Source organism: Dehalococcoidia bacterium, from assembly GCA_022449765.1.
GTDB lineage: Bacteria > Chloroflexota > Dehalococcoidia > Lucifugimonadales > Australimonadaceae > UBA2963.
Genome location: JAKUPZ010000003.1, coordinates 103834 through 117252, shown reverse-complemented (window position 1 = coordinate 117252; position 13419 = coordinate 103834). Strand labels below are relative to the sequence as shown.

9 protein-coding genes, 1 tRNA gene, 1 rRNA gene and 1 pseudogene are annotated in these 13419 nt (G+C 44.4%); 11 read left to right on the top strand and 1 reads right to left on the bottom strand.

Annotation, left to right across the window (positions count from 1 at the left end; genetic code table 11):
- From dxr to MK127_02285, 11 genes and pseudogenes are all read left to right on the top strand, one after another.
- Positions 1–1137, top strand: a complete 1137-nt coding sequence (dxr, locus tag MK127_02335; protein MCH2531635.1) for a 1-deoxy-D-xylulose-5-phosphate reductoisomerase — start codon at positions 1–3, stop codon at positions 1135–1137.
- A 2-nt stretch (positions 1138–1139) separates the two neighbouring features.
- Complete coding sequence (gene rseP / locus MK127_02330; protein MCH2531634.1) at positions 1140–2411, top strand: RIP metalloprotease RseP; 1272 nt, start codon at positions 1140–1142, stop codon at positions 2409–2411.
- 26 nt (positions 2412–2437) lie between these two features.
- Entirely contained in the window at positions 2438–3577 is a 1140-nt protein-coding gene (ispG, locus tag MK127_02325) for a flavodoxin-dependent (E)-4-hydroxy-3-methylbut-2-enyl-diphosphate synthase (GenBank protein ID MCH2531633.1), read from the top strand.
- Between the two features lie 137 nt (positions 3578–3714).
- Entirely contained in the window at positions 3715–5421 is a 1707-nt protein-coding gene (locus MK127_02320; GenBank protein MCH2531632.1) for a proline--tRNA ligase, read from the top strand.
- Positions 5422–5478: 57 nt separating this feature from the next.
- Positions 5479–6387 (top strand): pyridoxal 5'-phosphate synthase lyase subunit PdxS, encoded by a 909-nt coding sequence (gene pdxS / locus MK127_02315; GenBank protein ID MCH2531631.1) that lies wholly within the window; start codon positions 5479–5481, stop codon positions 6385–6387.
- A 26-nt stretch (positions 6388–6413) separates the two neighbouring features.
- Positions 6414–6995, top strand: a pseudogene (pdxT, locus tag MK127_02310) (pyridoxal 5'-phosphate synthase glutaminase subunit PdxT).
- A 104-nt stretch (positions 6996–7099) separates the two neighbouring features.
- Entirely contained in the window at positions 7100–7903 is an 804-nt protein-coding gene (locus tag MK127_02305) for a hypothetical protein (protein MCH2531630.1), read from the top strand.
- A gap of 18 nt (positions 7904–7921) precedes the next feature.
- Entirely contained in the window at positions 7922–9598 is a 1677-nt protein-coding gene (locus MK127_02300; GenBank protein MCH2531629.1) for an AAA family ATPase, read from the top strand.
- Position 9599: 1 nt separating this feature from the next.
- Positions 9600–10226, top strand: a complete 627-nt coding sequence (gene tmk, locus MK127_02295) for a dTMP kinase (protein ID MCH2531628.1) — start codon at positions 9600–9602, stop codon at positions 10224–10226.
- A 219-nt stretch (positions 10227–10445) separates the two neighbouring features.
- Positions 10446–11950 (top strand): 16S ribosomal RNA (locus MK127_02290).
- A 220-nt stretch (positions 11951–12170) separates the two neighbouring features.
- Positions 12171–12247: transfer RNA gene (locus MK127_02285), tRNA-Ile, on the top strand.
- Positions 12248–12254: 7 nt separating this feature from the next.
- Here the strand turns inward: MK127_02285 and prfB are convergent.
- A protein-coding gene (gene prfB, locus MK127_02280; GenBank protein MCH2531627.1) for a peptide chain release factor 2 occupies positions 12255–13359 on the bottom strand; the annotation gives its coding sequence in 2 pieces (ribosomal slippage) (positions 12255–13292 and positions 13294–13359; 1104 coding nt in all).
- Between the last annotated feature and the right edge of the window lie 60 nt (positions 13360–13419).

Here is a 13419-nt window from a genome sequence, read left to right as displayed (position 1 = left end):
ATGAAAAATATAGTAATTTTAGGCTCCACTGGTTCAATAGGTACACAGACATTAGATGTCGTACGAAACCTTCCAGGTCAGTTCAATATACTAGGCTTATCAGCGGGCGCTAATGTCAATTTACTATGCGCACAGGTAAATGAGCACAAACCATTGATGGTTTGTGCGAATCCAATAGAAGAATTAACAAAAAAGATCGATCCTTCTCTTATCAGTACTGTTGAGCACATGGTTACGAATCCTAAAGTGGAATTGGTAATGATAGCTTCTACAGGTTTATCTGGACTTCTACCTACCTTAAAAGCACTTGAAGCCGGCAAAACGGTAGCCCTCGCAAATAAAGAAGTCATAGTTATGGCAGGCGAATTGCTAGTGCAACATGCACGAAAACACAATGCACAACTAATCCCTGTCGATAGCGAACCTTCTGCAATTTGGCAATGCCTTAGAGGGGAAAGTAGTTTGCCTAGTAAATTATTAATTACCGCATCTGGAGGTCCTTTTCGAAAAACTCCGTTAGACAAATTTGAGCTAATTACACCTGAACAGGCACTAGCTCACCCGACGTGGAAAATGGGGGAAAAAATAACTATCGATTCATCAACTCTTATGAATAAGGCCTTTGAAGTAATTGAAAGCAGATGGTTATTCGACATACCTTTCGATAAAATTGAAGTTTATATCCATCCACAAAGCGTAATTCACTCGATGGTCGAATTCGCTGACGGCTCTGTGAAGGCCCAAATAGGCCCTCCCGATATGCGAACGCCCATTCAAGTAGCTCTTACTTATCCCGAACGTCAATTTAATCCATCTTTAGCAGCATACAATCCTTTAGATTACCCCTCATTGACATTTGAAAAGCTCGATTTAAGTCGATATCCGTGTTTTTCAATAGGGCTACAGGCAGGACTAAAAGGATTAACTTACCCTACTGTATTAAGTTCTGCTGATGAGGAGTGTGTACATCATTTTCTTGGCGGATCGATAGGTTTCAACGATATACCTGCTCTACTTCGCAATGTACTTGATGCGCATACACCTAACGCCGTATCTTGTTTGGAAGACATTCTGGAAGCGGATGCTTTTGCTCGTAGTCATATAAAGCAATTTATTGCTAACGCGAAAAAAAATTAAATATGACTATTCTAGCTTTCTTAGGGATTCTAACGATCCTTGTCCTTGTCCACGAGCTAGGGCATTTTTCGATTGCAAAGCTATTTAAAGTAAAAATTATAGAATTTGGCCTGGGGTATCCTCCAAGGCTCTTCAGTTTTACTTTTAAAGAGACTGTCTATTCCCTCAATTCACTGCCGCTCGGGGGATTTGTTCGAATGTTAGGGGAGGAAGAAAGTAGTGAGCAGGGAAGCTTTTCTCGAAAGAGCCCTTGGCAACGACTCGCAATTTTAAGTGCAGGTTCTGCAATGAATCTTCTCTTACCCATTTTCCTTTTTTGGGGAGCGTTCATCATTCCTCACTCTGTTCATGAAACGAAAGTTGTCATCCTAGAGGTCGCAGCGAATTCACCCGCGGAAAAAGCCGGTCTAGCAAAAGGGGATATCGTCAGCACTGTTGAAGGCGATACCATCTTCAATTCAAACGACTTATTGAATCTGATCCAATCCAATTTAAATGCTTCCTCAAATTGGGTAATCGAACGCAACGATAGCTTAAAAGAAATCTATATACCTGAAATACGTGAAAATCCCCCTGAAGGAGAGGGTAGTATAGGAATCAAAATAGGCAATGGACGAGTTTATCTAAAAAATGTGCCTCTGGGTTCTAGCTTTGAGACTCTTGGGTTCCGAAGCAGTGACTTGATCCTGCAGGTAAATGGAGTAAGGGTTTTTGATAGTGGCGAATTCTATGAACTTATGGAAAGCACTACCGAGCCTTATGAAATTCTACTTCTCAGAGGCTCAACTTTAAAAAAAATACCAATAACTGACCCCCTTATATCTATCGAGGAAATTTCGACTTCCACACTAGGCTCTATCAAACGATCAAATAATATCTTCAAGGCTACTGAAATGAGCATTGAGCAACTAACCAGCATATTCTCATTAATCGGTCGTGAAGTTTCATCTTTGCTAAAAGGGACAACTCAACTTCAATTGGCTGGCCCAGTGGGAATAGCCAAAATCACAGGTGATGTCGCAAAATCAGGCATTAATTCTTTACTACTGTGGGCTGGAATCCTCTCTATAAATCTTGGAATTCTCAATCTACTGCCAATACCAGCACTTGACGGAGGTCGTATTGTGTTCGTCTTATTTGAATTAGTTAGTGGTGGTAAGCGCTTATCTCCACAACATGAAAAACTAATTCACTTAGTCGGGTTCTTCAGCTTAATAGGGTTAATCTTTATGATCACTGTCAACGATATCCAGCAAATAATTGGACCCGCGTAACAATCTCTGACTACAATGTACATGCTATGAATCGCAGAAACAGCAAACCCCTTTGGGTGGGTAATGTAAAAATTGGAGGTGATGCACCTATCACTGTCCAATCGATGACCAAAACAGATACTCGAGATGTGTCCGCTACCGTAAAGCAAATTAAGGAACTTGAGGAATCCGGATGTGAACTCATACGATGTGCTGTGCCTGATATGGAAGCTGCAAAAGCACTGGGATCCATCAAATCCCAAATTTCAATCCCACTAATTGCAGACATCCATTTCCATGACCAACTGGCATTGGAATCGTTGCGACAAGGTGTGGACTGCCTCCGCTTAAACCCTGGGAATATCCGTGATGCTGAAAAGGTTAAATCCATCGTGCAAGAAGCAAAGATTCGCGAAATTCCTATACGGATAGGCGTTAATTTTGGAAGCCTTCCTCCAGTAGGTGCAATTGGTGTTACAAAAGGGCAGCATCGTCATGCAGATGGCGTCAATCAGCTCCTTAAAGGCTCCTCGAAGGAAATTGAAAACGGCGCTATTTCAGCCGTAGATCATATGGTCGCCACTGGACTTTGGGAAATTCAGCTCTTAGAAGATCTAGATTTTGATCTTATTAAAATATCACTTAAGGCTTATGACATTGATACAACTGTTGAAGCGTATCGAAAATTAGCTCCAATGATTCCATATCCCTTCCATTTAGGGATTACAGAGTCCGGCACGGCACGTTCGGGATCCATACGAAGTGCTATCGGCCTAGGCACGCTGCTTTATGAAGGAATTGGAGACACCATCCGAGTGTCACTCAGTGATGAATCTAAAGAAGAAGTTGAAGTAGGCTTTGAAATTCTTAAAGCATTAAATCTTCGTGATAAGGGAGTACAAATAGTAGCATGCCCTTCGTGTGGTAGAGCCGACGTGGATATCAGAAAATTGGCTAATACTGTCGATTCAATGCTTAAAGATCTTGATTCAAATATCAAGGTTGCTGTAATGGGGTGTGAAGTCAATGGGCCAGGAGAAGCTAAGGATGCAGATGTTGGTATTGCTGCAGGCAATGGAAGAGCCGTTATTTTTCGCAAAGGGAAGAAAGCCCGAGTTGTTGAAGAAGAAAATATGCTATCCGCCCTCTTAGAGGAAATTGAATACACTGCTAATTCGCATTTATAGAACGTATCCAGTCGCCTCCCGATACGTATTGAACGGCTCAAAAATCTATCCACCTTACAAAGAAAATTAGATACCTATCATGCGAGTGAACCTAGGCTATAAACTATGCACATCTTTTTATTAGGGACATACTAATAATGCGTGTTTCCAAATTACTATCAAAAACATTACGGGATGACCCTAGTGAAGTAGAAACTATCAGTCATAAATTAATGCTTCGCTCCGGAATGATTCTCCAAGTTACCTCGGGGGTCTATTCATATCTCCCTCTCGCCTTGCGTTCAATCCAAAAAATTGAGCAAATCGTTCGCGAAGAAATGAATGCTGCCAACGGACAAGAAGTGCTCATGCCTGCACTGCAGCCTTTAGAAATATGGCAGCAAACACGAAGAAACGAAGCTTTTGGAGATAATCTTTTTACGCTAAAAGACCGACGTGAGCGGGAAATGGTTTTGGCGCCCACTCACGAGGAAACTATTACAGCCATGGCTGCTGCGCATATAGAGTCGTACCGAGATCTGCCAGTTACTCTGTACCAAATACAAACTAAGTTTCGAGATGAACCCAGGCCACGAGCAGGCCTACTAAGAGGGCGTGAATTCATTATGAAAGACGCCTATTCTTTTAATCTTAACCAAAATAGTTTAGATGAGAGCTACCAACGTATGCGTGAAGCTTACCGAAATATTTTCCGTCGATGTGGCTTACCCACCATAGAAGTAGAAGCAGATAGTGGAGCCATTGGAGGAAAAGACTCTCATGAATTCATAATGCCCGCCGAAAGCGGGGAGGATTTAATCCTTTTTTGCAATGAATCGGGCTATGCAGCAAACGTTGAGCGAGCAAAATCTACTATCTCCAACGTTGTAATCACTGAACCTGATGAGCTCGAATTAATCGATACCCCTTCGGTAAAAACCATTGAAGAACTATCCTCCTTTTTGGGCATAGCTGAAGAGCAAACATTGAAAGCGGTATTTTACCAAGCAGACTCCGAACTCATCCTTGTTACAATTCGCGGAGATATAGAAGTCAACGAAGTAAAATTAAAAAACCATTTACATGTAACTGATTTACATCTCGCAACAGAGGAGGAAACCCGCCTATCGAGCCTGACACCTGGCTCGACATCACCGATTGGTCTAAATAACATCCGAACCATTGCCGATTTTTCAATTGAATCAGGAGGCAATTATGCAGCTGGGGCCAATATCAATGACAAACATTACATCAATGTGAATTACCCAAGGGACTTCAAAGTTGATGAAATCCTTGATATTGCAACTGCACGCGAAGGTGACAAAAGCCCTGATGGGAAAGGCATTTTAGTCTCAACTAGAGGCATTGAGGTGGGGCATGTCTTCAAACTTGGAACGTTTTTCACGGACGCATTGGGCCTTGAATACGCAGATGAACAGGGAAAGCTTTCACCTGTTCTAATGGGTTGCTATGGAATCGGAGTCTCCCGAATACTGGCTGCTGCAATTGAGCAAAATCACGACGACAAAGGAATTATTTTCCCTGCACCTATAGCTCCATACCAGGTACAACTTATTTCACTGAATATCGATAACGAAGAAGTCTCATCTACGTCCGCTGTTTTATATCAAGCCTTAATTGACTCGGGTTGTGACGTATTATGGGACGATCGCCTAGAAACCGCGGGGGTAAAATTCAATGACTCTGATTTACTGGGGCTCCCTTTAAGGATCATCGTAAGTCCGAGGAACCTGAAGGACGGAGTTATAGAGTTAAAGCGAAGGAGAGACGATTCTAGCTCCAAAATAGGACTAGATGATGTCGTGCCTGAAGCAAAGATACTACTTGCCAAAGATGATTTATAAAATGGCATTCTGCATCTGTTTCCTTTATCGTTATACTATGTATAGGGGGAGGAACGCATGCCTACAAATGAAACTAACACTAGTGTAGAAACTGGCTCTTTTGCTATCAAAGCAGGCCTAGCACAAATGCTTAAGGGTGGCGTCATCATGGATGTTGTCGATGCCGACCAAGCAAAAATAGCTGAAGATGCTGGTGCATGCTCAGTCATGGCTCTTGAGCGTGTCCCCGCTGATATTCGTGCAGACGGGGGGGTAGCCCGAATGTCTGATCCAGAAATGATTGAAGAAATCATGAAATCAGTCACTATCCCTGTAATGGCAAAAGTACGAATAGGCCATTTCGTTGAAGCCCAAATCCTTGAAGCTATCGGTATTGACTATATCGATGAATCTGAAGTTCTAACACCTGCGGATGAAGAGCATCATGTTTGGAAACACGACTTTAAAATTCCTTTCGTTTGTGGATGTCGCGACTTGGGTGAAGCCTTAAGGCGCATTGGTGAAGGTGCAGCTATGATCCGAACAAAAGGAGAAGCAGGCACTGGCGACGTAGTTGAGGCTGTTAGGCATATGCGAACAGTCAATAAGCAAATAAAACGCTTACATGTAATGGGCGATGACGAATTGACAGCCTACGCCAGAGACTTGGGCGTTTCTCTTGAACTACTCCGCATTGTAAAAAAAGAAGGCAAACTCCCAGTTGTTAATTTTGCAGCAGGTGGTGTTGCAACTCCTGCCGATGCAGCACTCATGATGCAATTGGGTGCCGATGGTGTATTCGTTGGTTCAGGTATTTTTAAATCTGGGGACCCTTCAGCAAGAGCTAAAGCTATTGTAAAATCAGTTACCCATTACAAAGATGCTTACGCCTTAGCAGAAGCATCCAAAGGTCTAGGAGAAGCCATGGTAGGTATCAGCGTGCGCTCCTTACAACCTGATCAGGAATTAGCTGCTAGGGGTATTTAGTCCATACGAGGTGAGTTACGTCTACGGTAGGTGTATTATCCCTTCAAGGAGATTTCGCAGAGCATTGCGATTTCCTAGCTCAGCTTGGAACAACTGTCGTTGAAGTCCGTAACTCGCCTGATTTTGAGGGATTAGATGGGCTCATTATTCCAGGGGGAGAAAGTACATCCATGGCAAAAATCATGGATTCATATAACCTCCGCAACTCTATCAAAAAATTTGCTGAGTCAGGAAAAGCTATTTGGGGTACATGCGCAGGCATGATCCTTATGGCTTCTGAACTTACTGAAGATCGCCCTAAACCTCTCGGCTTAATAGATATTACTGTTCAAAGAAATGGCTTTGGTAGGCAAATCAACTCTTTTGAAACTGATGTATATATAGACGGATTAGACGGTAGCGCACTACATGTATTCTTCATCCGAGCCCCACAAATCCTCCATATTGGTGAGCAAGTACAAGTGATTTCTTCACTCGCAGATGGCACTATCATAGGTGTCCGCCAAGGAAACCTGCTTGCCACATCTTTCCATCCAGAATTATCTGAAGACTCAAGAATGCACAAATATTTCCTAGAGCTTTGCATCAATCAGGAGAGATTAAGGTGATCCGAACGCTCCGACTGAGCGATATCCCACGGCAACTGTTGCCAAATCGATTAAACAGTAATGACCTTGTGTCTACGTACTCCCGGATATCAGGAAAAGGCAAAATGCTCAGGCCTCTGGAACTTGGAATTTGGACGCTACCTATTCCACGGAACCGTAAAGCTATTGGTTCTTTCCACAATAACCATCTTCAAGCACTGCTCTTACTACAATCTCGGCAACACAAATCGGTATGGGAAATTTCTCACGCGTTTTCTAACACCGCAGGCTATGGAGAATTAGACGAATTAATCATTGCAGCAGCTAGAGTGGCTGCTAGAGGTGGAGCAGAGCGGATTTTTATGCGGTCCCCTTTAGCAAGCCCTGCAGATGGACCAGCAACTCGAACCGGCTTTAAGCACGCATTCAAAGAGAATCTATTACGCGGTACTTTAAGCTCCACTGGGGTAAGATCTCTCGCGTTGCAAAAGCTACAACCAACAGATTTGCACGGTCTATATAGATTACATGTCGCGGTAGTTCCTCAGAAAATAAAGCCTGCCATAGGAATGAATTTGGAACAATGGCTTGCAGCACGCGAAAATTCGATCGGGCATGTTCAAGAATATATTTGGAACATAGATTCTGAAATTCGCGCATGGCTCCGAATTAATTGGCTATCGAAATCGATCGTAATTGACTCTTTTATCCACCCTGAATACTCATCTCGTACTGATGACTTTATAGAGACCGCATACCGTATCGTAGGGTACAAAACTAAAGTACATTGGATAGTACGAAACCATGAAGTAACGATAGCAAACGCCTTAAATAGCAGAGGGTGGAGTGTTGATAATTCTTTCGAAGTATTAATTAAGCCAATTGCCAAATTCGCACACCAAACTTCAATGCTTCCAGTACAAGTTTAATGAGGTAACATTTAATAGATGCTCCAACATGAAGATCACTCGAGTCAAGAAGAAGAACGTCAGGCATTATTTGCAATTTTGCCTCCTTGGATAGAAAAAACTTTTCAAGATTTAATTACAAGAACGCGGACAGAGCCAAGTTTTTCAGACATTCAGTCTCCTTTAGATATCAATGATTTACTAGAAATTATTCTAGACCTTGGACGGCCAGCAGAAGCTCGATTTTTGACTCGGGATATCTACTTGGGCGACCAGGAATTGACTCGAAAAGATTTAGAATTTGTGATGGGCCGCTTAGGATCTTTCGGAGGAGATAATCGAGCAGGAATCGAGAGAACCCTCCATCGAATATCAGCGATGAGGAATCGAAAAGGTGAAGTAGTTGGATTAACATGTAGATTCGGAAGAGCAATTGAAGGTAGCGCAAGAGTAGTTGAGGATCTTGCGCTGTCAGGTAAAAGTATTCTATTGGTAGGAAGACCAGGTGTAGGAAAAACTACCATCCTAAGAGAGCTAGCCCGTGTTTTAGCGGATGCCAGCAAGAGAGTCATTATTGTAGATACCTCAAATGAGATAGCAGGTGATGGTGATATCCCACACCCGGCCATTGGCAAAGCAAGAAGAATGCAAGTATCCACCCCTGAAATGCAGCATTCGACCATGATAGAAGCCGTAGAAAACCATATGCCACAAGCAATTATCGTTGATGAAATGGGGACAGAGCTCGAGGCTTCAGCTGCGAGGACAATTGCTGAAAGAGGAGTTCAACTAGTTGCAACTGCTCACGGTAATACCCTTGAGAATCTTTTAGTAAATCCAACTCTTTCTGATTTAGTTGGCGGCATACAAACAGTAACCCTTGGTGATGATGAGGCTCGAAGAAGGAGAACGCAAAAAACGATACTCGAACGAAAAGCACCTCCCACTTTTGAGGTTCTCATCGAAATAAGAGGATGGAACTATGTTGCAGTACATGAAGATGTTGCACGAACAGTCGATGCTGTATTAAGAGGAAGGCAGATACCTCCAGAAATACGAGAATTAGATGCATCAGGTTCTATACGTAAACATTTGCAACAAGCTCCAACTACACCTGCCTTTGAAGTTGCTCCATTTATCTTCCATGGGAAAGGGGAGCATCGTAAAACTCCCCGAGATGAAAGCGAAAGCATTCATGAAATACCAATAAAAATCCCTCAAAATGATCTAGGAACTGTGCCTGAAATAGCATTCACCAAAATATATCCGTTTGGTGTTAGCCGTGAACGATTACAGGAATTTGCTCGAAGCGCGGGAGCTTCTATTTCTATTGTTAATTCAGTCAGTGAAGCTAATGTTGTTCTCACGACTAAGTCTCATTTTAGAAGAAGAGCAAACGTTATTTTAGAAGCTGAAGACAAAGGAGTTCCGATTTTTGTCTTGCGTCGTAATACTCCTGCGCAGCTAACCAGTTTTTTGGAGCAAATCGATGGAAGCCAAACCTCCTCTAAAACTAACCCTGTCAACGAGGGCTCTACTCAAGCAGAAGAAGGTGTCTATCGAATTCTCTCAGGCGAAACTTACGCAATAGAATTGGAACCTCAATCCGCTTACGTTAGGAGAGTACAACACAGAATTGCAGAACAAGCTCAGCTGCATTCACATAGTGTAGGTAGAGAACCTCATAGAAGAGTGACGATAAGAAGGCCTCGTTAAAATGAGTTTATTTATTACTTTTGAAGGTGGTGAAGGTACTGGCAAAAGCACCCAGATTGAATTATTACGCCTTTCGCTTGAAGGTTTAGGTCGAAAGGTATTACAGCTCAGAGAACCTGGAGGGTCTCCCTTGGGTGAGTATCTTCGAGCTTGGTTGATGGATAACACCCGATCTCTAGAACCAGCATCTGAATTATTATTATTCACCGCAGCTCGAGCAGAGCTAGTTCGGACTGTTTTAAAACCGAAACTAAATGCAGGTTTCGACATATTATTAGACAGATATGCCGATTCTACGACTGTCTATCAAGGATTTGCGCGAAATGTCCCTATGCGGTATGTAAATTCGGCAAATAATCTGGCGAAAGACGGGCTAACTCCAGAGCTTACAATACTACTTGATGCGCCACCTGAAATCAGCCTTCAACGTGCTTCTCAACGAGATGGAGCAAAGGCAAATCAACCAAGATTTGAAAATGCCAACATTGCATTCCATCATAAAGTCCGATCAGGCTTTCTAAAACTAGCTTCTCGTTCTCCTGAAACATGGCTCGTTATCAATGCAGAATTGGGTATTCAAGAAATCCATTCAACGATTTTGGCAAAGGTAAGAAATTTAATCTTTTAATTACTAATTTTACTGTGTTCTCCATTCCTTATCTTATTGACGAGAACCTTAAATTTCTGTACGATAGATGGGTTCCCCTCCGGGGGAATATTTATTTGCTCCTTAACAAGTGAATAGTGGAAGGAAAGCGCCAGCATGCCCTAAGGGGTATGCTTAGCATGTCATTTATGACATGCACCCTTGTCAAATAGACATTATTGGATCAATTAAGATCCAAACTTGATTGAGAGTTTGATCCTGGCTCAGGACGAACGCTGGCGGCGCGCCTAATGCATGCAAGTCGAACGAACGAACCCTCTTCGGAGGATTAGTTAGTGGCAGACGGCTGAGTAACGCGTAAGTAACCTACCCACTGGCGGGGGACAACCCGGAGAAATTCGAGCTAATACCGCATATGATTGTCTGCTGATGGCAGATAATTAAAGGCTTCGGCCACCAGTGGATGGACTTGCGTCCCATCAGGTAGTTGGTGAGGTAACGGCTCACCAAGCCTACGACGGGTAGCCGGTGTGAGAGCACGACCGGCCAGAGGGGGACTGAGACACGGCCCCCACTCCTACGGGAGGCAGCAGCAGGGAATCTTGCGCAATGGGCGAAAGCCTGACGCAGCGACGCCGCGTGGGGGAAGAAGGTTTGAGGATTGTAAACCCCTTTTCTCGAGGAAGAAGATCTGACGGTACTCGAGGAATAAGCCTCGGCTAACTACGTGCCAGCAGCCGCGGTAATACGTAGGAGGCGAGCGTTGTCCGGATTCATTGGGCGTAAAGGGAGAGCAGGTGGCTGAGTTCGTCCGTGGTGCAAGCTCCAGGCTTAACTTGGAGAGGTCTACGGATACTGCTCGGCTTGAGGACGGTAGAGGAGCACGGAATTCCTGGTGTAGTGGTGAAATGCGTAGATATCAGGAGGAACACCGGTGGCGAAAGCGGTGCTCTGGGCCGTTCCTGACACTCAGGCTCGAAAGCGTGGGGAGCAAACCGGATTAGATACCCGGGTAGTCCACGCCATAAACGATGAGTGCTGGGTATGGGGGGTATCGACCCCCTCCGTGCCGAAGCTCACGCGTTAAGCACTCCGCCTGGGAACTACGGCCGCAAGGCTAAAACTCAAAGGAATTGACGGGGGCCCGCACAAGCAGCGGAGCGTGTGGTTTAATTCGATGCAAAGCGAAGAACCTTACCTGGGCTTGACATGTCGGTAGTACCCCGCCCGAAAGGATGGGGGACCCTTCGGGGAGCCGTCACAGATGCTGCATGGCTGTCGTCAGCTCGTGCCGTGAGGTGTTGGGTTAAGTCCCGCAACGAGCGCAACCCTCGTGACTAGTTGCACTCTCTAGTCAGACTGCCTCGTAATTCGAGGAGGAAGGTGGGGATGACGTCAAGTCATCATGGCTCTTACGCCCAGGGCGACACACACGCTACAATGGGTAGGACAACGGGCAGCCACGTCGCGAGACGGAGCGAATCCCTTAAACCTACCCCCAGTTGGGATTGCAGGCTGCAACTCGCCTGCATGAACGTGGAGTTGCTAGTAACCGCAGATCAGCCTTACTGCGGTGAATACGTTCCCGGGCCTTGTACACACCGCCCGTCACGTCATGGAAGCCGGTAACGCTTGAAGTCGTACAGCCAACCGCAAGGAGGCCTGCGCCGAGGGCGGGACTGGTGACTGGGACGAAGTCGTAACAAGGTAGCTGTACCGGAAGGTGCGGCTGGATCACCTCCTTTCTAGGGAGTCCCTTTGGGGAAACCTAGGTCGACACGTTGGGGGAATAGCCTCTTGTGAAGCAATTGGTTGAGCTTTGCTCCCTTGCTGAACAACACTGTTCCAGACCTTCACAGGACTAACGTCGAACTAAAGTCTTTCCTTTCACTATTCACTCGTTAAGAGCATTATTTAGAGACCAGCCAAGGCTGGTCTCTAAATAAATTAGGGCTCAGTTCCCAAGGGCCACTAGCTCAGGTGGTTAGAGCGCAGTCCTGATAAGACTGAGGTCCCTGGTTCGAGTCCAGGGTGGCCCACCATCTATCGTTAATCAATCCTATTTACGCTTGCTAAAAGATACGCTTTCATCAGATCTGAAAGCTCTCCATCTAATACTAATTCTGGGTTGGTAGATTCAAAGCCTGTTCGGTGATCCTTAACCATTTTATAGGGATGAAGAACATAGCTCCGAATCTGATTGCCCCAGCCTGCAGTAATATGCTCGCCTTTCAAGGAAGCTTTTTCTTGTTCTTTCCTCTTTATCTCAATTTCAATTAAGCGAGAGCGAAGGATTTTTAATGCTGCTTCACGATTCTGTAGCTGCGACCTTTCATTTTGACAAGAAACCACTAATCCTGATGGAAGATGACGAATCCGAACTGCGGTAGAATTCTTTTGAACGCTCTGGCCTCCTGCCCCGCTAGCTCTAAATACGTCCATTTCAATGTCATCTGCATTGATTTGTACCTCCACGTCATTATCAACCTCAGGTAAAACTTCAACCAAGGCAAATGATGTATGTCGCGCGTGAGAAGAATCAAAGGGGGATAAGCGAACCAGCCTATGAACCCCGCTTTCAGTTTTTGCATATCCATAGGCATTGGGACCTGAAATTTCAATCGTAGCGCTCTTTATACCAGCTTCTTCTCCCTCAGATAGATCTAATATTTGCGTCTTGTAACCATTCTGATCTCCCCACCGGGTGTACATTCTAAGAAGCATCTCAGTCCAATCCTGAGAATCAGTGCCTCCTGCGCCTGCATGAATCGCCAATATCGCGCTATGATCATCGTACTCGCCAGAAAAAACTAATTGGAATTCACGAGCCTGAAAATCTTCAAAAAGGATCTCAGCCTCCTGAGCAATCTCACTCTCTAATGAGAAATCCTCGGAATCAATGGCCATATCAACCAAGTCAATGGTAGATAAAACACGTGACTGGAAATCTACCCACCCATCTATAGTAGAGCGCAATTGTGCTAACTTTCTCATTACGCTTTGAGCGTCACCAGAATTATTCCAAAAATTAGGATCTAAAGTCTCGTGTTCTAATTTGCCAGCTTCTATTTCAAGAGCAGGTATGTCAAAGGCGCACCATAATGCCAGTCACTACCTCACGCAAATCAGTAAGCTTTTGCTTCAGTTCGTCCATATTGTTAACACTCCAGACATGCAGTTCGCTTTTAATACCGTATTAATTATAACTTAGGCA